The organism is Psychrobacillus sp. NPDC093200 (assembly GCF_050280345.1).
GTDB classification, from domain to species: Bacteria; Bacillota; Bacilli; order Bacillales_A; family Planococcaceae; genus Psychrobacillus; species Psychrobacillus faecigallinarum.
This window is the reverse complement of the sequence record NZ_JBNNVC010000001.1, coordinates 860,421-886,920: the sequence shown is the minus strand read 5'-3', so window position 1 is coordinate 886,920 and position 26,500 is coordinate 860,421. Positions and strand designations below refer to the sequence as shown.

At 37.3% G+C, this 26,500-nt stretch carries 22 protein-coding genes; 3 read left to right on the top strand and 19 right to left on the bottom strand.

Annotated features, from left to right (window positions below; all coding sequences use genetic code 11):
- Nucleotides 1-177 precede the first annotated feature (177 nt).
- A complete protein-coding gene (locus ACQKNZ_RS04350) occupies nucleotides 178-1,890 on the top strand; it encodes a methyl-accepting chemotaxis protein (RefSeq protein WP_229653931.1) in 1,713 nt (570 codons plus the stop codon).
- A gap of 172 nt (nucleotides 1,891-2,062) precedes the next feature.
- Nucleotides 2,063-3,241 carry an amidohydrolase gene (locus ACQKNZ_RS04345; RefSeq protein ID WP_144537435.1) on the top strand — a complete coding sequence of 393 codons (1,179 nt, stop codon included), beginning with the start codon at nucleotides 2,063-2,065 and terminating at the stop codon, nucleotides 3,239-3,241.
- A 162-nt stretch (nucleotides 3,242-3,403) separates the two neighbouring features.
- Here ACQKNZ_RS04345 and ACQKNZ_RS04340 read toward each other — a convergent pair whose 3' ends face one another.
- Together ACQKNZ_RS04340 and ACQKNZ_RS04335 are read right to left on the bottom strand one after the other, a co-directional pair.
- On the bottom strand, nucleotides 3,404-5,002 hold the full coding sequence (locus ACQKNZ_RS04340; protein WP_427658322.1) for a M20/M25/M40 family metallo-hydrolase: 1,599 nt from the start codon (nucleotides 5,000-5,002) through the stop codon (nucleotides 3,404-3,406).
- A gap of 284 nt (nucleotides 5,003-5,286) precedes the next feature.
- Complete coding sequence (locus ACQKNZ_RS04335; RefSeq protein WP_144537431.1) at nucleotides 5,287-5,715, bottom strand: HEAT repeat domain-containing protein; 429 nt, start codon at nucleotides 5,713-5,715, stop codon at nucleotides 5,287-5,289.
- A 187-nt stretch (nucleotides 5,716-5,902) separates the two neighbouring features.
- Between ACQKNZ_RS04335 and ACQKNZ_RS04330 the strand changes: the two genes are divergently transcribed.
- The gene (locus tag ACQKNZ_RS04330; RefSeq protein ID WP_144537429.1) at nucleotides 5,903-6,103 is read left to right on the top strand and encodes a hypothetical protein; all 201 of its coding nucleotides are present in this window, start codon (nucleotides 5,903-5,905) and stop codon (nucleotides 6,101-6,103) included.
- A gap of 243 nt (nucleotides 6,104-6,346) precedes the next feature.
- Here ACQKNZ_RS04330 and ACQKNZ_RS04325 read toward each other — a convergent pair whose 3' ends face one another.
- The 17 genes from ACQKNZ_RS04325 to ACQKNZ_RS04245 form a co-directional block, all read right to left on the bottom strand.
- Nucleotides 6,347-6,796: a DUF5085 family protein gene (locus ACQKNZ_RS04325; protein ID WP_342578147.1), complete on the bottom strand. Its 450-nt coding sequence runs from the start codon at nucleotides 6,794-6,796 to the stop codon at nucleotides 6,347-6,349.
- On the bottom strand, nucleotides 6,796-7,251 hold the full coding sequence (locus ACQKNZ_RS04320) for a DUF5085 family protein (RefSeq protein ID WP_144537425.1): 456 nt from the start codon (nucleotides 7,249-7,251) through the stop codon (nucleotides 6,796-6,798). The genes ACQKNZ_RS04325 and ACQKNZ_RS04320 overlap by 1 nt, the downstream gene beginning before the upstream one ends.
- A gap of 5 nt (nucleotides 7,252-7,256) precedes the next feature.
- Nucleotides 7,257-8,036 carry a hypothetical protein gene (locus tag ACQKNZ_RS04315; RefSeq protein WP_144537423.1) on the bottom strand — a complete coding sequence of 260 codons (780 nt, stop codon included), beginning with the start codon at nucleotides 8,034-8,036 and terminating at the stop codon, nucleotides 7,257-7,259.
- Between the two features lie 16 nt (nucleotides 8,037-8,052).
- Nucleotides 8,053-9,537 carry a T7SS effector LXG polymorphic toxin gene (locus ACQKNZ_RS04310; RefSeq protein ID WP_144537421.1) on the bottom strand — a complete coding sequence of 495 codons (1,485 nt, stop codon included), beginning with the start codon at nucleotides 9,535-9,537 and terminating at the stop codon, nucleotides 8,053-8,055.
- On the bottom strand, nucleotides 9,534-9,830 hold the full coding sequence (locus ACQKNZ_RS04305; RefSeq protein ID WP_144537419.1) for a YwqI/YxiC family protein: 297 nt from the start codon (nucleotides 9,828-9,830) through the stop codon (nucleotides 9,534-9,536). The genes ACQKNZ_RS04310 and ACQKNZ_RS04305 overlap by 4 nt, the downstream gene beginning before the upstream one ends.
- 16 nt (nucleotides 9,831-9,846) lie before the next feature.
- Nucleotides 9,847-10,209, bottom strand: coding sequence for a YwqH-like family protein (locus ACQKNZ_RS04300; protein ID WP_225215872.1), 363 nt, complete (start codon nucleotides 10,207-10,209; stop codon nucleotides 9,847-9,849).
- Nucleotides 10,210-10,214: 5 nt separating this feature from the next.
- Nucleotides 10,215-10,760, bottom strand: coding sequence for a type VII secretion protein EssA (gene essA / locus ACQKNZ_RS04295; RefSeq protein WP_427658318.1), 546 nt, complete (start codon nucleotides 10,758-10,760; stop codon nucleotides 10,215-10,217).
- Nucleotides 10,741-13,590, bottom strand: a complete 2,850-nt coding sequence (esaA, locus tag ACQKNZ_RS04290) for a type VII secretion protein EsaA (protein WP_154311343.1) — start codon at nucleotides 13,588-13,590, stop codon at nucleotides 10,741-10,743. Before esaA ends, essA begins: the two co-directional genes overlap by 20 nt.
- Complete coding sequence (essC, locus tag ACQKNZ_RS04285; RefSeq protein ID WP_427658316.1) at nucleotides 13,587-18,065, bottom strand: type VII secretion protein EssC; 4,479 nt, start codon at nucleotides 18,063-18,065, stop codon at nucleotides 13,587-13,589. The genes esaA and essC overlap by 4 nt, the downstream gene beginning before the upstream one ends.
- 95 nt (nucleotides 18,066-18,160) lie before the next feature.
- On the bottom strand, nucleotides 18,161-19,399 hold the full coding sequence (essB, locus tag ACQKNZ_RS04280) for a type VII secretion protein EssB (protein ID WP_427658314.1): 1,239 nt from the start codon (nucleotides 19,397-19,399) through the stop codon (nucleotides 18,161-18,163).
- Nucleotides 19,400-19,411: 12 nt separating this feature from the next.
- Nucleotides 19,412-19,651 (bottom strand): EsaB/YukD family protein, encoded by a 240-nt coding sequence (locus ACQKNZ_RS04275; RefSeq protein ID WP_151111032.1) that lies wholly within the window; start codon nucleotides 19,649-19,651, stop codon nucleotides 19,412-19,414.
- A 114-nt stretch (nucleotides 19,652-19,765) separates the two neighbouring features.
- Complete coding sequence (locus ACQKNZ_RS04270) at nucleotides 19,766-20,059, bottom strand: WXG100 family type VII secretion target (protein WP_144537407.1); 294 nt, start codon at nucleotides 20,057-20,059, stop codon at nucleotides 19,766-19,768.
- Between the two features lie 721 nt (nucleotides 20,060-20,780).
- Complete coding sequence (locus ACQKNZ_RS04265) at nucleotides 20,781-21,620, bottom strand: 3-hydroxybutyryl-CoA dehydrogenase (RefSeq protein ID WP_186318104.1); 840 nt, start codon at nucleotides 21,618-21,620, stop codon at nucleotides 20,781-20,783.
- 205 nt (nucleotides 21,621-21,825) lie between these two features.
- Entirely contained in the window at nucleotides 21,826-23,010 is a 1,185-nt protein-coding gene (locus tag ACQKNZ_RS04260; RefSeq protein WP_427658311.1) for an acetyl-CoA C-acetyltransferase, read from the bottom strand.
- 9 nt (nucleotides 23,011-23,019) lie between these two features.
- Nucleotides 23,020-24,516, bottom strand: coding sequence for a class I adenylate-forming enzyme family protein (locus ACQKNZ_RS04255; protein WP_427658309.1), 1,497 nt, complete (start codon nucleotides 24,514-24,516; stop codon nucleotides 23,020-23,022).
- A gap of 31 nt (nucleotides 24,517-24,547) precedes the next feature.
- Entirely contained in the window at nucleotides 24,548-25,132 is a 585-nt protein-coding gene (locus tag ACQKNZ_RS04250; RefSeq protein ID WP_229653932.1) for a TetR/AcrR family transcriptional regulator, read from the bottom strand.
- 21 nt (nucleotides 25,133-25,153) lie between these two features.
- A complete protein-coding gene (locus tag ACQKNZ_RS04245) occupies nucleotides 25,154-26,302 on the bottom strand; it encodes an acyl-CoA dehydrogenase family protein (RefSeq protein WP_144537396.1) in 1,149 nt (382 codons plus the stop codon).
- Between the last annotated feature and the right edge of the window lie 198 nt (nucleotides 26,303-26,500).

The following is a 26,500-nucleotide window of genomic DNA, read 5'->3' as shown; positions in this document are numbered from 1 at the left end:
ATGCTAATACTCTCTCCCTAATTAAAAATATGTATTTTTAAGTAAATATGCCTAATTATTATGTAAGTATTATAAGTAATATGTACATTTCCTCTATCTTTTATTAGTAAAAACGTGTTATAAATAGAAGGTTAATAAGTTTTCATCAATTAAAAAATAGAATAGGAGATATCTATTGTGAAATGGAAATGGAAGAATACTCTTACAACCCATCTTGGGGCTATTATTGTGGGCGTAATGATTGTCATGCTAACTATCACTTCTATCGCTACCTATAAAACTGCCTATGGGGAACTATATAAAGCAGCTGGTATTGAAGCATATGGGTGCGCTAATATAACTACTGGCCTACTGACGCCAGAGGATGTCCAAAAAATTCTATCCGGAGACTCTGCTGCAGTTAACAGCATAGGTGAAAAGCTAAATTGGACAACTGCACACAAAGATATATTTGAAACGCAATATATACTAGATTTAGATGGAAAGATATTAGCTCTAGACGATAATTTAAAAGAAACCGGCTTTAAAGCAGGAGATCAATTTTACATAGACGAAGAAGCTATAAATATGCTTGTCTCGATGGGTCACTCTACTTATTCAGAAAGCTACGAATATGCTGGGATGAATCGCTTATCAGGATATGCACCTATTTTTGAGGATCACGATCCTACGAAAGAAATAATTGCAATTAGTGTAATAGATTTCAATGCAGACATCGTATCGGAGCGTACTTGGGACGTAGTAAGCAAGGGATTATTAGTAAGTATAATTCCTTTAATCTTAGCTTCTCTTGCGACTTTATTTTTAATAAGAAGAAAGACGAAACCTTTATCGGTTTTGATTGCTCACGCTGGAGAGATTGCAAAAGGAAATCTGTCCGTTAAGGATACGAATTTTACTAGCAAGGATGAGATTGGCGATTTAAGTATAACGCTTAATACAGTAGCTGAAAATTTACGCACTATCATTGGCACTGTCCAAAATACCTCCTCCCAACTTACGAGAAATTCCGAGGAGACTTCCTTCTCTTTAAATGAAATGAAGGAAGCCATTCACCAAATCGCCAATAATATGAGTGAAAACGTTGCATCTATTTCTACTGGAACAGCTTCCGCAGAAAGTTCCTCCGCTATTTTAAACAATCTAGCAGAAGGGTTACAACATTCTAAAGGAACTGCAGACCAATGTGCGACACACTCCATGTCCACAATGCAAACTGCTCAAGAAGGGCTTAAACGTGCTGCAGAAACAAGCAGGGATATGGAGAAAATACACAGCTCCTCCATTGAAACTGGTGCAACAATTGTAAAATTGAATGAAGCAACTAATAAAATTCAGCAAATTACCGGATCCATTGCAGGAATTGCAGCTCAAACAAATCTATTAGCTCTAAATGCATCAATAGAAGCCGCTCGTGCTGGAGAGCACGGAAAAGGCTTTGCAGTAGTAGCAGAGGAAGTTCGTAAGCTTGCAGAACAATCTAATCTAGAAGTCAGTCAGGTTGAAAAAATTGTAAGTGAAATCACTGAGAGCATTGGCCATGTAGTTAATTCCACTAATGAAAGCACAAAGCTAATCGAAAATGGAAATGCTACAGTTCAGCAAACCTCTCAATCGTTACGTGACATCTCTACAGCAGTTTCTAAAACAGTTGAAGAAATTTCTCTTATATCCAAAATGACAACCAAAGAAGCCAACAATTCTAAACAAGTAGTGGCACTTATTGAAAGTCTGACTGAATCTATGCGTGAAATAGAAGAGGTTACTACTAGCATCTCAGCAGTGACAGAAGAAACAACCGCTTCTATCGATGAGATATCCAATCGTTCAGCAGAAACCCATGAGGTTGCACAGGAACTCCAAAACCTCATTAACAAATTCAAACTATAAACAACAAAGCTGCTCATTAAACCTGAGCAGCTTTTTGTATTAATCGGCAAATTATATTACAGAATTATTGCAGGTGCCAGGCACCTGCAATAATTCTGTAATGCCTATTCCCACTTTTAAAGGAAGAATGTATACTTACTAAAAAAGATTTGAAGGAAGGAAGTTAATTTTTATGAAGATTAGTACCTCTTTAAATTCATGGATTGTTGAGCAAAGAAGACATTTACATAAAAACCCTGAATTATCTCATTTCGAGACAAAAACGAAAATTTATATTGAGGAGAGACTCAATGAACTTAATATTTACACCTATTCTATTACCGGTAAGGATATAGTTGGAGTTATAGAGGGAGCTCATCCTGGGAAAACTGTCGCTATCCGTTCAGACATGGATGCCCTACCAATATTAGAGGAAACCGGCCTATCATTTTCATCAGACAATAGTGGAGTAATGCACGCTTGTGGCCATGATGGGCATATGGCCATTTTACTTGGAATCGCCAAAGTTTTAGTAGAGAACAAAGATAAAATATATGGAAAAATTCATCTTTTATTTCAGCATGCTGAGGAAGAAGTTCCTGGCGGTGCGGTAGAAATAGTTGAAGCAAATGGACTTCAAGGTATAGATGCTATATTTGGTTATCATTTGTGGGAGCCAATTCCAACAGGAATAATTGGTGTAAGAGAAGGAGCAACAATGGCAGGAGTTGATCGCTTCTCTATTAAAATCCTTGGACGTGGAGGTCATGGCTCTATGCCAGAAACTACTATTGATCCGACACTTGTCATTTCACATATCATTACTCAGCTTCATACTATTGTTAGTCGCAGTATTAAGGCAATAGACCATGCCGTTATCAGTATTGGAGAATTAAGCGCTGGCAGTAATTACAATGTTATTCCTGACACTGCTTTTGCATCTGGAACTGTTCGCTACTTTAACAAAGACATCTCCCTATTAATCCATAAGCGAGTCGAAGAAATTGTAGACGGCGTTTGTAAGTCATTTGGAGCTAAATATGAGTTAGAATACCTTCATGGTGATCCACCGTTAATGAATGACAAAGACCTTACTCTTTCTATAAAACAAACATCAACTCGTTTATTTGGAGCAGAGAGAGTAATCGATATAGATCCAATTCTCGGAGGAGAAGACTTTGCTTATTATTCACATGAAATCCCTGCATCATTTACATTTATCGGCATCGGAAAAGAAAACTCTTTCGGTCATCACCATCCAAAATTCGATATTGACGAAAATATGCTTTCCGTAGGTGTAGAATTATTTACAACCGGCGTTCTTCAATATCTAAAAAACCACATAGAGAAAACAGAAGAAGCCCTTTCGTGATTAAATTGTTACAGGTGCCTGGCACCTGTAACAATTCATTTATTTCCCGGTCAATAAATTTTCAGAATGGCAAATTCTAATCATGAACCAATAAAAAAGGTGTAGAAAAAGTCAAAATGACTTTCCCTACACTTTTAAGAACCAAGCAATATTCTGTATATATCAGTATAAACTTTTGATGAGTGTTTCCAACATTACAGGCATTTCAACAAAAGCACTATCTATATGTAATCTCTCTGTTTTTTGATGAGCATCTTTCCCAAATGGACCAACGTTTAATACCGGTCCTTTTAGTTCTGCCATGTCTCCAAATGGAATGCTATACGTATCACCCCATACTGGCGTGTTACTTTCAAATGAGGTCCAGCCATTTCCTTCGTCCTCATAATTTACATAGCTTAAATCACATATTCCATTAAAATAGTGAACTTGCTTTACTGTATTATCAAAGGATTCGGCCGATTTCTTCATTAGCTCAACCGCATTTTTGATGATTGAATCATGAGAAGTATTCACTGCAGGATAATAAGGTGGTGCAAATAGTAGAACCGTCGCTGGCGCCAGCTCCTGACATTGAATCATCAAACTATCGACTATACGAAGAGATTTTTCTCTGTCATCCCATTCCTCATCTAGCAAAGCCTCTTGCTTTAACCTAAGTACTTCTTCTTCTCCAAGCTTTTTATTTGCATAAGCAAGCAGTTCTTCATATTTTAAGACTTTGACCTGTCCTACCCCTTTTACATGTTCACGCTCGCAAATATTTTTATAAGTTTGATTCAACTCCGTCATTGCCTCATTAGCTACCTGTTCAAACAAATCCATAATTTCTTTAGCTGTTCTTTTAAATAAAAATACATTATATAGAGCAACTGCTCGGTAAGGAGTCTGTGTAGAATAAGACATTTTCAAGTCCTTTTGCTGCAAAGATACAGGTAGAGGCGTACTTTCACCAAGATCCTTTTCTGTAAACAAAGGGTTAAATTCCATACGTTGCGTTAAGAAAGAAGCAATATAGTTTGCCGTCATCCCCTTCATTGGCTCTCCTACATGTGTTTCTTTACCATAGAACAATGCGGCAGGCATTATTTTACCGATAGTTCCTGAATATATATATTCGTCTATGTCAGTAGGATTTTGAGAAAAGGAAGGCTCACTGTTTAAAAACAGTTTATAGTTAAGTCCAAATTCTTCTCGCAGCCTTACTAGCTGAGTTACTGCGGCTCGCATCCCTGCAGAGTTTACCTCTTCGTCTGGGACACTTGTAAGAATTAAATTAATTGGCCACTCTTCAAAAGTTGCTTTTTCTATTAATTGCATATGTAAGGCTAAACCCATCTTCATATCCATAGTCCCACGGCCAAATAAATATTTACCTGTTTCTAAATCAGCGCGTGCTCCCTCAGGCAGTTCACTTGGATTCTCCATTAGCACTTTCGTCAGTTCCTCTGGGAAATATGCCAGTGGCTCCAATGTTCCATACTCTTCCGTTTGAACTGTATCAAAATGACTGATAAGCACTACTGTCTCAGTCGCTTCTGGATGCTTATATAAAGCTGTAACCGCTTGTCTCCCCAAACCAGCATCATGCATTTGCAGTTGACTTGGATGATTTTTAAAATATTCTATTTCTCTAATTTTTTCTAATAATTTTGGTGCAAATTCTCTTTCTCCGTCAGTTAAGGTGATACTATTCCAGCTCACTAGCTCGCATAACAATTCGCGAAGCTTTTGGGGAGTATTCCATAATAGTTGTGTCACTGTATTCCCTCCATTTCAATAAATATAATTAAATCCAAGCACCCATTTACCTCAAAGGATAGGAGCTGGGCTAGAATAAAAATTAAAACTTTTCCTAAAATAATATTATACTCTATCTTTAAAGTTAATTTTATATAAATATTAAAAAAATTCAAAGAACTATAAAGTTAATCAAGTTTTTGTACAAATAAAATCTCTCAAGCTATTTATATAAAGCCAGAAATCATGTATTTTATAATAAAAAAAGGCCAATCATCTAGCTCGATTGACCTTGTTCTAAAAGGTTACTTTAAATTTTTCCACTCTTCTTCTAACCAGTCTAAGCCCTTTTCACCCTCATATGCATCATAAACATCGATTCTCATTCTTTTTAGCTTAGTTAAATACTCATCAAAAGTATGATCTTTTGGTAAGCTTTTTTTCACTCGAACGAACACCTTGTTCGCTCCTTTAACTAGTTCAAACTTTTTACGCTTAGGTAATTCTACATTTTCTCCTAATTCTAGCAATGCGCGGAAAGCCTCTTCTTGAATTTGGAATACAGGATCATGGGTTAATCTAACTTTTAAGATATCTATTACTTGGCTTGTATTATAATTTCCTAATTCTTCAACGGCACTAAGACGAGTTCTCCAGCTTCCAGTACGATTGGCTGCTTTCTTTAGCTCTTCATAGTTTTCAGGCAACTCATTTTTTATAGACTTTTTACTCAATCAATTCAAACTCCTTTTAGCTTCTATTAAAACAATTATGTTTGTCCACTTATTATATACCAAGAAAGGGCTTATACCTATTTATATTTACTCAGCAAATACAATGAGTAAATTTTCACACTTTATTACCAATTATATTGAAATTAATTTATTCAAATGATACTATCGATTAAAAGGGGGTGAAAAATTGGAGAACGTCGATGAAATAAAAAAATATAAATTTTTATTATCTTTTCACGATGGCCATCAACTATTATTTGAAACAAACACGGATATTAGAACAGCAGAGCGCGAATACATAAATGGTGGAATGTTCGTGGTGACAGATAACCAATACACCATTAATCTAAACCAAGTTGCACGAATTCAAGTTAAGAAACAGCGATAACCACGTTGGAGCTAGAAGTTAACATTAAAGAGTCATTCTTATACCAAATAAAACGAAACGCATCCTTCTTAAAAGGATGCGTTTTCAAAATGTCTATACTCTTATGAATTATGACCAATATATTACAAGTGCCTGGCACCTGTAATAAATAATAAGCAAGCCCATACCATCTCGGGTACAGGCTTTAATAAGGGCTCTTGAATTTTCATCTTAAAAATGCTACAAACCGGGCACTTATTAACCTTAAAATACGCCTAAGCTCATTTCCACGTATGTAGAATTAGTTGTATGCATTTTTTTCATTTGAATGAAAAGTGGGGTCTTCTGAACATATTTTTTTTGCTCCATATAGCTAAATAACTCCCAGTATTTTTCTTGAGATTTTAAAACGAAATCATCTTTTACTCTAGTCATCAGTAAATTGTCTACGCAAAAATAGCTAGTAAATTTAACAGCTTCCTCACTAGGAATAACTAAGCTATCTTCATTTATTGTCAAAAATATCTCTGCAGTCATAACCTCTGCGGTTGGTTCACTAAGAATAGTATAAAATACTACACCTGCTGGTGAATAATTATGCTTCGATAATAGCTGTACGAAGTCTTGAAAGGCTAATTCAATCTCTTCTGGAACAAAATTATATTTTTTTGATACTACGTTACGATAAGCAATTTGATGGTCCTCTACTATCATTATTCATCACCCTGGCTTTTTAATGGTACATATAAATCTACTATGTATTCCCCATAAACATTTAGAAGGATACAATAATAATAATCCTCAATTTCTATATTATTTAAATTGGAATAGGATTTTATTTCATCGAACGCAGTGTTTATATTAAGTTTTTCATCCGCCTGGCGTAATAATAATGCTCTATCCACTTTAAAGTGTTTTTGAAAAGAAAAGTTCGCATCTTCTGCAACTTCCACTTGACTATTTATCGGAAGATAATAAGTAAATTTTCCAAAAGACTCGTTATCTTTCACACTTTTAAACGAGAAAAACAAAGGTCCATTTCTATATACATCCTTGGTTAATGCAATATCCTCTAAATGATAAATACCTTCCTGCCAATCTTCCTTATTCCCCTCGGCATTAAAGACTAGCAAATTTTCAAACATTAGTGCACATAATTCAATCCCCATCAAGTTCACCCTCTCAGATCAGTTTCCAAACCATTTAAATAACCACGTTCATTATAATTAAAGCTTTTAAAACGCATTTTACAATATAGAATAATAAGCTGCTCCGGAAGAATAAAAAGCATAACATAAAAAAGAGTTATACCAATTAGGACTACACCGTACATATTGAAATCATTGATAGCAGATTTCCTAATGATAAATTGGAGAACCAATACTAAACCAATTCCCACAAATATAGCAGTAGATAACAAGGACTTCTTCTCAAATTTTGTTCGAAGTTGCTCTTTACGAGAACCCTTTCTATACTGCCCTTTTCTTAATAAAATATAAAATCTTATAAATGTTACAACAAAAACCAGTAAACCAATAAATAATAAAACATATGTAAAGTTTAGAAGAGATTCAGGCGTAGCCTTCATCCCTTCTCCGTCTCTCCCGATGAAAAATAAAGCACAAATAAATAAGGGAAATGTAAAAAGATTTTGAGAAACTAGTATGCTTAATAAATATTGGAATTTTTGGCTTCTACGATAAATGAATGGAATAGCATAAACAATTGACAAAGCGGCTAAAATAATTGTAAACCAAAAGTGCACATTCAGAATTTCCTGTTTATAAGGAAAAATACTATCGTATGATGCCACATAGTATTCTAAAGCATATATCAGTGGCATAAAAATTGCCCCTAAAATTAATGCTACTGCCAATTGAGCTGGCCCTTGTCTCCCGGACTCTAAAGGAATCCTTAATACCTCAAAATCCTCTTCCTTTAACCTACTTGCCAAATTTCTCTCCTCTTTCTTAATGGAACCATCCCTTCAGTGTATCCAAAGCGGATTTACCATCTTTCCCTTTAGCGTTTAGTAACATATTGACCCCAACTCCTGCTATTGCTCCAACAAATGTTCCTAATCCTGGTATTGGTATAAATGCAGTACCAGCTGCAGTCAGGCCTACTTGAATGGCACTCCCAATCGCGACATCAGCAGCGGTATCTGCTGTAGCTCTTGCTACGGCTTCTCCTCCACTCAATCCATCATCCTTAGCGGTATTATAATTATCATTAAAACTCAACGCAGCAGTAAGAGGGGCAACTCCTTTAGTAGCTCCTTTTAGTAATCCTTTTGCCACACCATTTTGTGTAACTCCTTTAAAGTCTACTAAATCAGTAAAACCAGTTCCAGCTCCTTTAAACGTTGCAGAACCAACGGTCTTTACCTTCTCACCAAAAGTGGCGCTATCTCCCCAATACCGAAGATGGGGATGTTTTTCTAAAACCATTTCTCCTTTTGCTGACCAGCCTGACTGTCCAGGTTTCTTTCCAGCATATTTAAGCATTCCTCCAGATTCATTGGGAAAACCTAATTTCCCCATAGCTGTAGCACTAGCATTAATTCGGTAGGAAGTTTTACCATATTCAGGAACAAAATGCCTAGAAGTAGATAGTTGCCCGTTTTTAGTAGCATTATACATGTGAATACCCGATTTAGTGTCAGTTATGATAGTGCTAGCATTACCATAATGACCTACATACTCACTAAAATTACCATCTTTTGAAACATCCCCAGTACTTTCAGAAGCATCTTTTTCCGCTACAGAACCTGGATCGTTTACACTGCTCGATAGATTACTCAAAATTGGGGTATAAGCCGTATATTGAGCCCAAGCTTCCGCAGGAAAATGAATGTCGGAGAGCCCTGAGCTCATCATTCCTTCCATTTCCTGTAACCATGTATCCATTGTTTTTATATTCGATTCGACTGATAGCATAGAGGATACTTGAGTTGAGTCAAACTCGTTCAAGTCAGTTATTGTGTCATCTTTCTTTTTTCTAGAATCGATGACCCCTTGCTGAACGTCACTATCATCTAAATGAGGAAGTGCCACAATATCGGACACCTGGTCCATTATGGCATTGGACTCATCTGTTAAATTACCAGTAATTCTAGATATTTCAGCTAATCCTTCTTCTACCTCATTTAAAAGGAAACTTTCCTGAATATACCCCTCTGTGTCTGGCTCCAATGAATCTAAAGCAGATTTTAGCTGGTCAAGCTTTGTTTTAAAATTTTGTTTAAATTGTAAAAAGAATTTCAGAAAAGGAAGATGGCAATCATTGTAATAGGAGCGAATAGCTTCTCCACCCTGCCCTTTTAGACTACTATCCATTCCCACTAAGCCTGTTATAGTCTTCTCTATTTCTTTTATTTCTTCTTCCAAACGAGTCAACATATCCAAATTGCTCTTTATACCAGTTTGAAGTAAATCTACATCTAGTACCTTCATTGCGCCAACATCCTATATCCTCCAGAGCCTTTGATACCCGTGGATAATGTTTCATCCGTTTCTTTCATAAATTCAACAGAACTAGTAGTAGTAAGGATATTTTCATTCAATAAATTCTGGTATTTAGTCAATAAGGTTTCTAGATTTGTAGAAAGTTCATTTAGTTTATCAACGACATCTAATACATTTCCTTCAATGGGCGACTCTTTTGTAGGATTTAGTCCCTCATTTGCAGCCGTCATTTCCTTTAATTGATTTTCTACATCAGCGTAGACAATTTTTACCTCAGTCATAAAAAGACCTCCTTTGTTATACTCCTGTATATCTTCCCGGATTAGCAGCTTCCTCCGCCGCTATTCTTGCGATTGTTGCCCTAAGAGCGGCAATTTCTGCTTGAATTTCTGCTATTTTAGCTGAAATTGCGCTAAACACCGCGCTAAATTGCGTCCCAATAATTTCTTGGTAAGGAGCCTTTATTCCTGACTCACGTATTTCATCAAAAGCAGTGGCTAGCGTCCCGTACCAGGTTGTAGTAGTTAACTCCGGTTCCATACATTTCGGTTCATTCGATGTAAACTCAGATTGTTTTCCAGTTAAAGAGGATTGACACTCGTTCAATCTTCTTATTTCCTCTTCTTTTTTTGCTATCATGGCATAATAATGTGCGATCAATTCTATTACCCCTCTCCTAAAGGTTTTTGATCTTTTCTTCTAGAAACACCGTTTGCTGGTTGAGCAAGCTTTGGTAAAAATACAGTGAAAAGAATGATAATCCCAATGACTATAATGGAAAGAAAAATGAAGATAAGAAGATTGTTGCTTGAGCTTTCTTCCTCTTGAAAAGAGGTGTTCGTTTGTACTTTTGTCTCTTTGTCGCCTGAAGTAAATAGCTTTAATTCTACCGATCTTGCTGCTACCGTACTATTCTCTCCTCTTTCAGCATGTTGAAATAAGAAAGCGGAGTCGTTTCGATCAGGTAACTTATTTCTACCATCAAAATAGATATTAAATTGCTTAACAGGAATAGTATTTTTCATTTCGGTCTTCTTTACATCGTGTAGATAATCGGTATTCTTCTTGAATTCTAATTTTTCATATAGCAAAGGTTCTAATTCATCAATTGTTTTATTTTCATCTGCTAGCACTTCTCCACTTTTAAAAAAACAGAGTAGTGCTGCACAGAAGATAATCAAAATAATTTTGTTAGCTTTCATAGGCTTCATCTACAGTTGTAGCATTTTGGCCATTATTCTTGCTCACAAAATACGAAATTACTAGCATCACTATAGCAATAGCGCCTGTAATAATTACTCCCACCAAAAAGTTTGTGTCTGCCTCATATTTAATAGATAAATATACATTCGATAAAATATCTGGAACACTTACATCTGGAACTGCAAGTATTAGTAAAGGAACGATATACACACACATAAGTGCTATACTAGCCAGCCAGCCTGCTGCCTGACCAAATTCTAATGCCGCTCGAACTATAGAAGCACTTGCCAATAGCAATAGCACTGTAAAAATCGTCCACTGAATGGCACGTTCATCATTAAGAATATACATATTGACACTGTATAAGCTGATAATTATTCCTACTAGAACGGATAAAATTATCGTCATCGCTACGCGAAGCCCAATTGCCCCATCCTTTAATTGATAAGTAAAATACCCTATTAATAAACTGCTAATGAGTAATATGATAAATAAAATAACTGGCGGAACTTTTTGTCCATCTTCTGATACGGCAGTTGCTCCTTTTACTCCTAATGGATTAACAAAATGGTTAAATGCATATCCATTCTCCTGTCCATCCACATATGTGTTAGCTAGGAAACTTTGTATGTCTCCATCAAAGTCGGTCATTGCATCCACGTTAGTTTCCCATTTGCTACTAAACTCGTTAGAAGTTGACTTAATATCATCTGCTTTAGCATGTAAATCATTCGCATAATTCACTAGGTTATTCTGGCGCTCTGATAAGGTGTTCATCATTTCGCTAAGTGAAAGAAGCTGATTACTTACATTTTGTTGACTAGAAACAACCTCTCCTTCACCTACCGTTTGTTGAGGCTCACCAGTGCCTAACATAGTAGCTGGGTTTTGAATCTGTTGTAGCAAAAGATTTGCCTGCTTATCAATAGTGTCTAAATCATTGAGTAGTGATAAATGCTGTTCTTCTACCGTTTCTCTTTGACCTGACATAATAGCCGCAAACGTTGTGCTAAGGTCTGTCATACCTAATTGCGTTTGCGGAATACTTTCTTCAACCGCAGTCCAGCTTTCTAATTCCAAATCATTTACGTCTACGACATTTTTTAGTAAAGCAGTTAAAATTTCATCCTCAAGCAGTGCATCCTTATTGACGCTATCTCCACCTTCATTTAATGTGAATTCGAACTGCTCTAGTGTTGCGTAATAGGACAATAAAGAGCTTAGCTCCGTATTGGTAACTCTTTTACTAAATAATTCTTGTAATCTAGTTTTCTGTTCTGCTGTTAATTGAGCGTGATTCAATAGAGCTTCTTCTTTTTGGCTAATCTCTAATCCCAATCTCACTGTATCAGCCGGATAGGTGTCGATGATTTGTTGAACGGATTTGTATTCTCCATATACCGTATTATAGTTAGTTAAAAGATTTTTATATTCCTCAGTTGCTGCAGCATAATCATTTGTTCCTTCTTGCTTTGAGTTATTCCAAATACCTTCCTTTTGAGAAATAAGAGCAGTAACATTCGTCAGCTCTCCTTGCAGCTGCTCTAAATCAGTTACTAAAGTAGAAGTAGGGTCTGTTTCTGCTACTTTTGTTTTTAAAGATTGTAGCGCGGTCAGAATTTCATTGACCTTTGTACGCTCTTCCTCTAAGCCTGGAAGAAGAGTTTCCGACTTAGCTGCAGCCTTGCGCTCCATTTCTTCGCGAATTGTATTTAGCTGCTGTGGATCTGTCCCAATATCCATTAGACCTAAAACAGCTGTACCATTCTTTCTAGCCTCAATTCCTTTTTCTAAACTATTAAGAACAGAGAAATTGTAACGATCAATTGCAGTTTTTTGGACGGCAAGCAGATCATTCAATTGTCTGTCTACCTCACCTTTTCGTAGCTCAGACAAAGCATTAAATTTTTCTTGATTGACATCTATGATTTCATTGACCTTATATATTTCATCGTTTAACTTTTCATTGCTTTCTTCAAGCTGTTGTACTGTTTTGTTAAATTTCTCCGCCTGCGAAAATGCCGCTACTTTTATCTTGGCCAAGCTATCATCCTGAACCTGCTTCAAAATTTCTTTTTGGCTATCTTGGAAGACTTTATATTGCTGAACATAGCTTATAAATCCATCCATTTGGTTACCAAAGGTCTCTGCGTTTTGAATTCTAGATGCATGGGAATTATTTGCGGAGCTGATCGTGGAAAGCAATCCGGCCATCTGCTCTTTTTGTCGTTTCATTTCCTCAGCAAGCGTTTCAGATTCAGGTTTATAGTAATCAGACATTGTCGTTAAAAACTCAGTCTCTTTACCTAAAATGTTGGCGAATTCCTTTTTGATGTGATCCATCTCTTGAGCCACATAAGTCCAATATAGAGTTGATACTTTTTCATTCACTCGATTGCTAGCTGACTCTATTTCATGTAGTACACGCTCTTTACGAAGACCAGCCTTTTGAGAGTGCACTTTATACGAAAACTCTGCCTTGGCAGGGTTTTGCTGATCATAGGACATAATATTGGATGAAAAGTTAGAAGGAATATACACGATTGCCTCATATTGATTGGATTTTAGCCCATTCTCAGCAGCCCCTCGACCAACTACCTTCCATTCATATGGTGAGTCGGTAGCTAGAATTGTAACTACCTCTACCCCCATGTCAATATTCTCCTGCCCCTTTGTAATACCTTGGTCCTCATTTACAATTGCGATAACCCGTTTATTTGGGTTATCCAAATCCAATATACTGACCCCCATCAGTTGGAAGAACAAAATAGGGAGAGCTAATATTAAAACAATCCCAGCAACTATTTTCCACAACCCCGAGCTTTTTAAGTTTTTCATTGCGTGATCTTCCTCTCCATCTTACATAACGGAATTAAAACCTTTGTAGCATTTCCATTGAATACGTAATGAGCATAGCCTAGTGGCAGCTCAGCCTCTTTTCTTTCATAAGGAACTGTATATAGCGTTTGCTCCGATTTTTTCATAAAGACTAATCCTTGTCGAACTAGCTTCAATTCATTAGTGAACGCATCGAATCCCTTAGTTATTTCTGAATTGTTAGCAGATACAATCACATTAAAGCCTAGATGTGTATATTTCTTCATAAGCTTAGATAGGCGATCTTGGATGCCCACATCTGCCACCTGTAAAAATCTTGTATAGCCATCAATGATAAAGTGAGCAGGTATAATCTTTGGTGATTGACCATTTTGTAAGCTCTCTAGATAACTGTTTTCTACCTCTGTGTAATGTTGCTCTACGCGTGCAATCCATTCGATCAATCGATCCTTCGTTTCCAAATATTCCACCTGTGGATCGTCCGAGAAAGTTGCAAGTCCCCGATCGAATGAATCAAAGATAGCAACAAAACCATTCTCTTGGTCCATTAATTGGTGTATTAACCACTTGATTGTGTTCGTTTTGCCTCGTTGAACAGGTCCGATTAACATTAGATGACGATTCTTTTTGAAGTTAATCATGATTGGTCGAACCGTCTCTTCGTCTAAGCCCAGTGGAACCATACCTTGGGCAGACTTTTCTTCTAGATAATTTTGGAAGTTGTTGCTGCTTAGCTCAAGCGGCAACATTGGTATAGGCTTTGGACCTTGCTGACTTGCATAAGCAGCTCTTAATGTTTGTACTTCTGATTTTAAAGATTCAAGTACCTCAAAATCATCTTTCCCTTGCACTGGTAGGAAAAGCTGTGCAAATTTAGCGTCTTCCTTCTTAATAATGGCTCTCCCTGGGAAAGGCTCTAAGTCAAATGGGACTCTACCGATTACACCGTAAGACTCCGTGTTATCCATTAGATAATGAACTATTTTCGTTTTTAAATTGTTCATGAGAGACTGTCTGATCGATTGCACTCTAGTTGCGGAAATAAGAAGGTGAATACCTAAAGATTGACCGTCTCGACCAAACTGTATCAGCTGTGCTTCTAGCTCTTCCATTTCTTCACGCACAATATCGTAATTATCCACGGCAACATAAATTAATGGTAAAGGAGTATCCGATAATTTATTGTACATATGGATATTGCTTACCTCGGCATTTTGGAAGGCTACCTTTCTATTGGAAATTTCATCTTTTAATAGCTTAACTAGCTTGTCACGCTTTAATTCCTCATCCATGGTAAAGTAATCCGCCGTATGCGGAAGTCGTTTTAAAGGAAGAAGGGAACCATTTCCGTAATCTAAAATATATAGATGAGCCTCTGTAGGTTTAAGATTCTGCGCTATGCCTAGTAGGATTCTTAATAGGGTATACGATTTTCCATATCCAGAGGAACCAAAAATACCTACATTCCCATCCTTCTTCCACTCGTAATAGATTGGATTTTGTGCCTGTTTTTCTGGTTCATCAATCATACCTAACAAAAATGAATCCTTTTGTGGTTCTGCATACTCGAACGGGGTGATTCTTAATGCTAAAGGAGGCAGCCACGGACTTTGTAGCTTTTGAATTGACATATCATCTTGCGTTTGTGCAATTTTAGCTGCCATTGCTTCGATTTCGGTCATATTGCTTTTTTTCTTACTTACCTTCGTTTCGATTCCGGTAAGCGGAATGAGTCCTAAATCAGTTACAACAGCAATGTCTTCTTCTCCTTCAAGTGTTTCCTCCATATAAGGTGCCCCGCTCCAAGCCGATTGGAATAGCTCATAAACCTCGTTGTTCCCTACCTGCAAATAACCTCTACCTGTGACTGTAATAGAAGCAGCATCACTATTTTTTAGGATTTCTTTACTATCATTTGCATCTTGTACCTTCAGAGCAACACGAAAACGAGCGTTACTCCAAATTTGCTCATCAATAATCCCGCCAGGCTTTTGAGTTGCCAGTATTAGATGAACTCCTAAGCTACGCCCAATCCGAGCAGTACTTACTAGCTCTCGAATAAATTCTGGCTCCTCACTCTTTAGCTCCGCAAACTCATCAGAAATAAGAAATAAGTGCGGGAGAGGCTCTAATGCCACACCATTTTTATAAAGCGTTGTATAGTCATCAATATGAGAAACCTCATAGCGATCAAAGAGCCTCTGTCTCCGCTTTAGTTCGCTATTAATCGAAGCAAGGGCACGCATACTAAAGTTCTTACTACCTTCAATATTTGTGATTGTTCCTAATAAGTGAGGAATATTCTTAAATGGCTGAGCCATACCTCCTCCTTTATAGTCGATTAATAGAAACGCAACCTCATGTGGGTGGAAATGAACTGCTAGCGATAAAATATATGTTTGAAGGAATTCACTTTTACCAGAACCTGTTGTCCCTGCCAACAATCCATGGGGACCATGAGCTTTTTCATGCAAATTTAAATGAACAAGCTCTTTCTTACCCTTTAATCCAATGGGAACGGCTAATGATTTAGCGGATTCATTCATTTTCCAGTATTGGCTAATCGGAATATCATCCACATCTTTGACGTCGAACATTTCTAAGAAACTTACAGAATTAGGAATAGAATTTTTCATCCCAATTTGATGATTTAAAGTTCTTAGCATACGAGAAAATCGTTCATTCGTAGCTGAATCGTACTCATCCAGATGAAATGGCTTGTTAACTGCCTTCCCTTCTTCTATTAAAATATCTCCTTCTTGTTCATTTACATATCGGACAAGTGTATGAACATTCTCAGTCATTCGTTCCTCAGCAGATTCCGCAAAAATAACAGAGAAGCCTAATTCTCTCGTGTCTTTTTTCTCTAAATATTCCATAATGACATGCTCCGCTATTAAGGAGGTATCCGAGATGATAAAAACAAGATGGGGAGCAAATCTCACTTTCCCTTTCATCTCATCGACGTCGCGTTCTCGAATTATTTCATATAGAGAAGAAAGAAGTTGATCGCGAGTTTCCTCGTTATGGATCAAGCCTTTCGCGTGCATATTTGGAAGGGTGGAATGGGGAAGCCACTTCATCCATTCATAATCCTCATATTCTTCATGTTTAAAAATATTAATAAAACGAATATCATGATAGCTATGAGCAAATGCCAATTGTCCAATAATCTGTTGAAGCTCGCGTTTAATAACACTTTCCTTACCTATCAAACCTAAAATACCTTTATGGAGGTCAGTTGTGACTGGCGCAGATGGAATCGTTTGATATACTTTTTCCATTCTTTGAGCCTCTTCTAACAAATCATCGACTTCTCTGTTTGCCAGGTCTCCTGATGTAAGCTTTATCTCGTAGCTAGAAGGAATATCCCCCTTACCCAATCTAAACTGTAGGAAGTCATGACTCTCTAAGCTTTTTTCCCAAATACGACCGGATAACTCCTCAGTCATTTGTTTCATTTCGTCGAATGAAGGAAAATGATATTCTAAAACAAATTTTTGTTTTTCGGAGAGCTCATACAACTCTTCACGCAAATTAGCCATATACGCTGCATATACTCTTCTTCGCTTCTCTTCGTTTTCTTTTCGCTTTTTTCGTTCCTTAAAATAGTTAATCGTCGAGGTTACAAGAACCGCCATGAACATCGTAATGGAGATAATGACAAATAGTCCTCGTGGTACAAAGATCGTGATTGTACCTATCGCAATAAGCATTACAAGTGGTAGGGCAATCGTTAATAACAAACTTCTTCCTGTTGAATCACTTTCCTGAGCTGGAAAGGATATGGATACTTTATCCTCCGGGAGGTCATATATCATCCGAGGAGTTCGTCTATATTCAGGATACATACTATATCTTTCGGATTTGGGAAGCTCTATTTCAGGTAGTAAACTTGTATAGTTTGAGCTAGTAACTACCTCGATTAAATCCCTTTTAACGAGCTTTATCTCCATGAAAGCCCATTGAAGGACATCCCCTAATTGGATAATTTGATTTGCTTGACATCTTTTTCCGTTCAAATATAAGGGACAAAGAAAATCCTTCTTTATTATCCAACCATCATTAATTTTATTTACAGAGAAATGTCCAAGCTCTATCTCAGGAAACTGTAAATTATGACGATAAAACGTTGCATTATCCCCTTTACTGTCAAAAGATACCTCATTTTCATAGTCGGTATAGTATGTCTTTGCTTGGAGCGCAGCTGATGTTATATAGAGCTTTAGAAATCTTTCTCTTTGCTCGATCGTTAAACTGTTTTCATCTGTTAACTCACCAACCTCCTGGGACCCATCGTTAACTACTAAACGATTTTCCTTTTTTTCTATCTTAATTTCTCCAAAAAGAAACGGAAAGTTTTGTACGGTCACATCGTGCTCAATAGCTGGGCCAATGGTAAGCGCTGTGAAGTCTTTTTCTTTTAGTTCTATTCGTTGATAATCTTCTCCATAAAACACCCATAGCTGTAACAATCTGAACACCTTCTTTCAATCACTCATAATTTTGTGCGAGCAAATACTGAATACATAATAAAACGAATAGAACGCTATATGTCGTATTTACAATGTTAGTTCTTAGAATTTTCTTCCGCTTCTTTTTCAGCCTCTTCTGCTTCTAACATTAATTTTTCGTATTCTTCTACCTCTTGATCTATTTCATTAAGCTGTATTTGCATTTCTTCCCCACTCAGATCCTTATCTGCCTTAACTTCTTCACGTCTTTTTAATAAACCAAATGTAATTAACTCACCGTCTTCCATTCCTCGCGCTAGGTCAACGGCCTCTTCTGCCTCCCCACGCCCTAAATGTATCCAATATTTTAAATAGGAGGAATCGGTCTGTAACGTGATATTGGATAGTACGTTTTTCTTCTGTTCCTCATCAAGTCTTTCATTTGTTACAGAGGCGTAAGCTAGCTCATAAAGAACAACATAAGGCATCCCTTTTACGCTATATGGACTTAATAATGTCACTACCTGACTATAATTCTGGCCAAGAAAGTATTCGTGACTCAATGTATATGCCTCATGTTTAGGCTTTTCATGTACGAAATAAATAACAGTAAATATGATTGCAGGAAGAATTAAAATGCCTAGACCTATAGCTAAATATTTTGTCCAATTCCATTTCTTTCTTGGTAGTTTTACATTGCTCCTTTCTTTTATTTCTAGTTGTTCCATTTGTTCTGCAATGTAGTCTAAAAGGGATTGACTATTCTTCATCCCCATTATGGTAGCTCCAATTTCTTTTAGCTCTAATATTTCGGAGTACTTTAAATACTCTTCAAAGGTAAATGAACCATCAATTGCAGCTGCTACTACTGCTTTTGTCTCTAGCCAAAGCCTCTCTTCATCCGTTTCATATGGCGGAAGACTCCCTAGAACACCGTAGTAGAGAAACATCGGCTCAACAGCCTTGCTATATACAATATTTTCAGGACATACAATCAGATTTAATCGAGGATATGGATGTGAGTATACTTTTTCTACTAGCTGATAACCAAGCATCCATCTGGATTTTTCCTCTTCCCTCTGAATGTCTTTAAAACGCATATAATCCTTTGGAATCATTGCCTGAAGAATTAGCTCGTCATCTGTGATAACTATATCTTTAGATATTTTAGGATTTACTTCTTTTAAGAAGATAATTTCCTCTGTACGTTTAAAAGCAACTCGTTCCTTCTGGAATACAAATGTGGTTTTATTTGCTTCTTCATTTATTTCCGCACCGGTTCTGTTTTTTAAATATGTATAAGTTTTAATTGTTTTAGCTCTTTGTTTAATCTTTTCTTTCTTTTTAGAGGCCATATCCATTTCTCCTTAAATGATTTCAATTCGATCGCCGGTCGTAATTCCACAGTCAGACATAGTTAAATGCCCTGGAAACAACTTATCTTTGTTTACCACGCGTATCCAATGTCCTTCTCGCTTTGGTTCTGAGATGGAAGCAGCCTGCCAGGCAATATCAATCATTTTTTTCATCGTGTAATAATCGGATAGCCGGAGGTCAATAATTTTCCCGTTATACTTAGAAAGGTCTACTGTAATCTCTATATACACAAATCTCACCTCTCGAAAAGAGTATTAAAGCTAACCAAAATAGAAGAAAAAGAAGGAAAAGCGCCTTCCGCAGTGGAATGACGCTCTATGTTTTCATCCTTCACATTGCAACTCTTACCCTCTGATTTGGCTAGCAATTTGTTGGTCAGCATCTTGAAGAGCTTGACCAGTACGACTTAATTGCACACTAACCTCACTTAAAAGCTCACGCATATCGTTGAAATGCGGTTTAAGTCTTTCATATTGTTCTGCAAAGGCTGCACTAGAAGCACCCTCCCACATGGATTGCAATTCGCCAATCATTCCGTCCAAACGGCCGATTTGAGAAGCAACCTCACTTGACTCATGACTGTAACGTGATGACATAGCATCCAATTCTGCTGGTGTTACGCGAATAATTCCTGACATTCATTACATCTCCCTTGTGTTTAAGTTTTTTAGCAATTTATAAAATAACTGTGATAGCTAACGTAAAGAAGTTCTTTATGTTCCTCCACAGGTACTTCCTCTTTTTACTCCTTTATCCAATTAGATTACAAATATTTTACATAAAATATTTGCGAATGGATATATTTTACTTTTTGATACTTTTTGCCATGAATTATACTAAATAAATCCAATTCTTATAGTCTTATCCCCCTGTTTGGCAATCTATAAACCTATTAATAAAAATATTTTTAAAGGGGTATAAAACACATTATTTCCATTGCCTAATATAATAAATAACATTCTCTTTTTAAGGAGTCAAAGAATTCCAAAATTGCTATTTTTAATTTCTAGCACTAATAACTCACAGACTTTCGTCACGTTTTTTTAATAATTAAAATTTATAACAAATTTCTAGCTATTATCTCCATAAAAACTTTTTCTAAATATCAACATTTTATTATCCTTAACATAAACCAAGTAATTTGCCTCATTTTCTGTAATATAGCATCGCCCAAATATCTTAGTTCAAAGATACTTGAACCTATGACAAATCCCAACTCAAACTCCATCACTAAACACCCTTATATTACAAAAGTGTTACAGGTGCCAGGCACCTGTAACACTCCTGACACGATTATCTATTTAATATATAGAACTGAAAAAACCATCATCTATTTTTTAATAGATGATGGTTTTTAATTTAGTAAGTATAGAACCCTTTGCCAGTTTTTCGACCAAGTTTACCCGCCCTTACATTTTTTCTAAGTAGAGGTGGGACTCTGTATTTGCTGTCTCCAGTTTCTTCAAACAATGTTTCTGCTACTGATAAAAGTGTATCTAAACCAATCAAATCAGCTAATGCTAGTGGACCGATTGGTTGGTTTGTTCCAAGCATCATACCTTTGTCTATATCCTCAGCGGTTGCGATTCCCTCGCCTAAGACAAAAATTGCTTCATTGATCATAGGAACTAGAATACGGTTAACAACAAATAACGGAGCATCTTGTATCGTTATACTTTCTTTCCCGATGTGCTGGACTAACCCTTTCACCATTTCATACGTCTCATCACTTGTATCAGAGCCTTTTATAATCTCTACTAGCTTCATCACAGGCACTGGGTTGAAGAAATGCATTCCGATCACTCGGTCCGGACGCTCAGTTGCTGCTCCTATTTCTGTTATGCTAAGGCCTGAAGTGTTAGAAGCTAGAATTGTCTTTGAATCACAAATAACATCTAATTCAGCAAACACTCTTTTCTTTATTTCGCTGTTTTCTAATATAGCTTCTATTACGATGTCTAACCCTACTAGCTTTGTTTTATCAGCTGTAAATGTGATTCTACCTAGCACCTGTCCAATTTCACTAAACTCTTTGTTCTCTTTTTTATAGAGTCTCCATAAATTAGCATCAATCGTGGAAGCTGCTGTTCTCAGTGTTTCGTTGTCAATATCGCATAGCGTCACTTCATGCCCTGCTGAAGCCATCACTTGTGCGATTCCGTTCCCCATGGTTCCTGCTCCTAATACACCAATCTTCATCATGGTTACCTCCTAAAACTCTAAGATGTTCTTTCTAACTTCTCTTTTGATATAACTATTTAAAGCCACTTCAATTATCAGAAAATTGCCCGATAATATTATTATACTTCCAATAGAAATACTTATCTAGCGAAACATGATAAATATTGGTAAATTATTATTAGCCCTAGGGACAGCTTATAGAATCCTTGCACAAATTTCTTCCTTAACTCACATTTTCAATAATAATAGCAATACCTTGACCGCCACCGATGCAAAGGCTGGCTATCCTATACTTTAACCCTCGTCTTTTTAGCTCATATGCCAAAGAAATAAAGATACGTGTTCCGCTCGCTCCAACAGGATGTCCCAAAGCAATTGCTCCCCCATTGACGTTAGTCTTTTCTCTGTTAAGACCTAATTCTTTTTCCACAGCTAAATATTGAGAGGCAAATGCTTCATTTATTTCTACTAGATCCATATCCTCTAAAGTTAAATCTGCTCGAGAAAGTGCTTGTTTAATTGCTGGAACGGGACCAATTCCCATTATGGAAGGGTCTACGCCAGCTATGCCCCAAGACACAATTTTTGCAATTGGCTTTAGACCATGCTCATCTACAGCTTCTCCGCTTGCAATCACTACTGAGGCAGCACCATCATTAATGCCGCTTGCATTACCAGCAGTAACTGTACCGTCCTTCTGAAATGAAGGCTTTAATGAAGCGAGCTTTTCTGCAGTTACCTGACCTTTAATATGCTCATCCTGATCGACTAAAGTTGTGCCCTTTCTACTCGATACTTCAACGCCTACGATTTCCTCTGCAAATCTACCAGACTCTTGTGCATAGGCTGCACGTTTTTGACTAAGTAGAGCAAACTCATCCTGTTCTTCTCGTGATGTTCTGTATTGTTCTGCTAATTTCTCCGCAGTCAACCCCATACCACTTCCGATGTACTCATCCGTTAACGTGCTCAGTACCATATCTTCGTACTTCATTGTTCCCATTTTGCTACCACCAAATCTAGCAGTAAAGTTTGCATAAGGTGACATCGACATATTTTCTGCACCACCAGCAAGAACTATATTAGCTTCTCCCAGCAAAATCATTTGAGCCGCAGAAACAATAGATTGACAACCGGAGCCACATAGGCGATTGACATTCATGGCTGGAACCTCAATTGGTATTCCTGCTTTTAAACCGATATGTCGAGAAAGAAAAGCGGCGTTGGTGCTGGAATGTATGACATTTCCGTAAATAACATGATCTATTTGGTCCGGTTTAACTTGTGACCGCTCCATCGCCTCTTTTGCAGTTACTGCTCCTAAATCATCCGCTTTTACACTTGCTAGGGACCCACCAAAACTCGTAAAAGCCGTCCTTGCACCATCAATTAAAAATACTGTTTTCATATTTTCCTCCTAACCGTTTCGAAGAGAATTCTTCAAAACCTTTCCGCTTGCATTTCTAGGTAAGCCATCAATGAAATCTACCTCTGCTGGCATCTTAAATTTCGCTAAATGTTTGGAACAAAAAGCTAAAACCTCTTCTTCCGTAGTTTGCTGACCGTCTTTAATCACTGCAAACGCCTTCGGAACCTCTCCGTAAACCGGGTGAGGGACCCCTATTACAGCAGCCTCTAGCAGTTCAGGGATTTGATACAATACCTCTTCGACCTCGACTGGATACACGTTTTCACCACCGCGAATGATCATATCCTTTTTACGATCTACAATATAAAGCAGACCCTCTTCGTCAAACTTCCCAAGGTCCCCGCTATATAGCCAGCCATTTTGGATAGCTCTGTTTGTCTCTTCCTCATTTTTTAAATAGCCCTTCATGACCTGAGGACCTTTTATAACTATTTCTCCAACCTGCCCAGTCGGCAAAGACTCACCAAACTCATCGACAACTTGAACTTCGGTCAGCGGTAGAGGTTCTCCAACTGAACCCACTTTTTCCAAAGCATAATAGTCCTTCAACGTAGTTGCAGCTGGAGAGTTTTCCGTTTGACCATACAGATTTTGTACATTTACCGTTGGAAATAAAGCCTTCACCTTTCGAACAAGTTCATAGGGCATAGGAGCAGCTCCATAAGTCAATAACCTTAAGTGAGGAAGCTTCATCTGCTGAATTTTTGGTGTGTTTAATAGAATGCTATACATTGCTGGAACGCCAAAGAAAATGGTAATTTTCCCTTTCTCCATCGTATTTAACGCTTGCTCTGGAGAAAAAGCCTCTTCTATGACAATAGTTCCTCCCGCATAAATAACTGGAATGCTAAATACATGACTTGCTGCACAATGAAACAGCGGAGCTACTATTTGCATTCTATCCCTGCCATTCAGCTCCATTGCCTCTCCCCATATTTGTGCCGTCGAATATACATTCTTAGCAGATAGCATAACTCCTTTAGGCTTGCCAGTAGTTCCTGAAGTATAAAAAATCACACTTGTTTTCTCTTCCATTGGTGGTATTTCATTCATCTGTATACTCGAGTCTCCAAGGATGGCTTCTAGCGTGTTATCTTCACCAACCTCAAGTACATCATGAAAACTTTCAAATGTCTCCGTAATTTCATTTAGCACAGATTCTAATCGAACGTCATATATAAGGGCCTTTGCCTCCGAATGCTTGAATATATACTCTATCTCAGGAGCAGCTAACTTGGTGTTGACTGGCATCACCGTAAAACCACCTAGCTGACATGCGTAATAACAAACTAAAAAATAATCGGAGTTTTGTAGGTATAGGGCGATAATATCCTCTTGTTTATAGCCTTTTTCTTGAAAGTAACCAGCTAGACGTTTTGCTTGCTCATAAAACTCCCTATAGGTTGTCTCTTTTCCATTGAATTGCGTGATAATGTGATTAGGTTGCTCCTTTACATGCCATGCCAATTTTTCAGTAATAAACATTTTAACCAATCCCCTTTTTAATTGATTAGACTTACTTCATTACTTTCAATAGATAATCACTATAAATATTTTGCAATTCTAAAAGAGAATTCTCCCCATCTTTCTTGTACCATTGCTGAATCCAGTTTAAGGATCCCAATAAAAGCATTCTTGCCATCTTAGATTCTTTAATGCTAAACTCTCCACAGTCAATTCCTGCTATAATAACGCGATCGAACCAACTAGCGTATTCATTTCTTTTCTTCAAAATCGGATGAAGCTGATCTGTAGAAAATGTTTCATCTGGCTTGATAATCATATTAAAGGATTCCTTCTCTAGCACCGCATATTTAATATGAACAGCAATCATTTGGCGAAGTATTTCTTCATTTGAAATACCATTATGAAAAACCTCTCGAAGCTCTCCGATGGCTTGTTCCAGTACTAGCTCATGACATTGGAAAATAAGATCTTCCTTATTTTTAAAATAATAATAGAGTGATCCCTTCGTCATTTGTAGCTCAGCTGCTATTTCTTCCATCGTGGCTCGCTGATATCCCTTTTCATTCATAATTTTGACCGCTGATAAGATAATTTCCTCTTTCTTCTTCCTGATTTTATTCTCAGAGAGCGTCAAAATAGAACCTCCTTGCATGCCTTATAGATCTAGCTTTTTAGCTATTATTGTTTTCATAATCTCCGTCGTACCGGCGTAAATACTAGCTACTGGAATATCTCGATATCTTCTAGCAATCTCATACTCTTCCATATACCCGTAGCCACCGTGAAGATGTAAGCACTCTGCTGCAACACGTTTTGCCATTTCACTAATCCACCATTTAGCCATAGAAACTTCCTTGACTAAATCTTCGCCATCAATATGACGCGCTGTCAATTGGTTTATATAGGTTCTTCCGATATCAATTTCCGTTGCCATTTCAGCAATTTTAAATTGGGTGTTTTGAAATTTACTAATAGACTGTCCAAAGGCTTTTCTACTTTTTACATAATCTATCGTGATTCGAAGCATTTCCTCTGCTTCCACCTGACATTGAATAGCCACAATCAGTCGTTCTTGTTGAAGGTTTTGCATTAAATAATAAAACCCTTTGCCCTCTTCCCCAAGTAAATTTTCTACGGGAACTTTGACGTCCTCAAATATTAATTCACCAGTGTCTCCACTATGAATCCCAATTTTATCTAACTTCTTTCCATGCTTGAAGCCCTCCATCCCCTTTTCCACAACAAGTAAGCTAATACCTCTGTGGGCAGGCTGAGCTGTTGGATCTGTCTTACAAACCACGATAGCAAAATCAGCTATCGTACCATTTGTGATAAAGGTCTTTTCTCCGTTTAAGATATAATGGTCACCATTTCGACGTGCAGTTGTTTTGATGCCTGCCAAATCAGAGCCAGCACCCGGTTCAGTCATACCAATCGCATTTATTAGCTCCCCACTAACACAACCGGGTAGCCATCTTTGCTTTTGCTCTTCTGTTCCAAGCTCCGCGATGTAAGGGCTTACAATATCAGAATGGAGGCACATACCACTAGCTAAACCCTGTCCAACACGTTCCAACTCTTCTATTAACACCATAGAATAAGAGAAATCCAAGCCTAATCCGCCATATGTCTCATCGACCCAAGGACACAAGAAACCATTCTCCCCCATCTTAGTCCAAAAGGAACGAGGTATCTCTCGCTCAGCCTCCCATTTCTCATAAAAAGGATAAGCCTCCTTATCTAACATCTTCCTTAAAGACTTTCGAAACAGCTCATGCTCCTCTGTTAAAAACGTACCCTTCATTTAATCACACCCTTCCGTATATTATTCAGAAAATTGTCATTATTATTTATTATATAGATTAGAGAAACAAAATAAAACTAAAAATTGAACGCCGTTCAAATTACAGATATATTGCAGGTGCCAGGCACCTGTAATATATCTGTAATCTAGCTCCCACTATCAATCAATTAAAATATCGCATCATCTGTTGCACAAGAA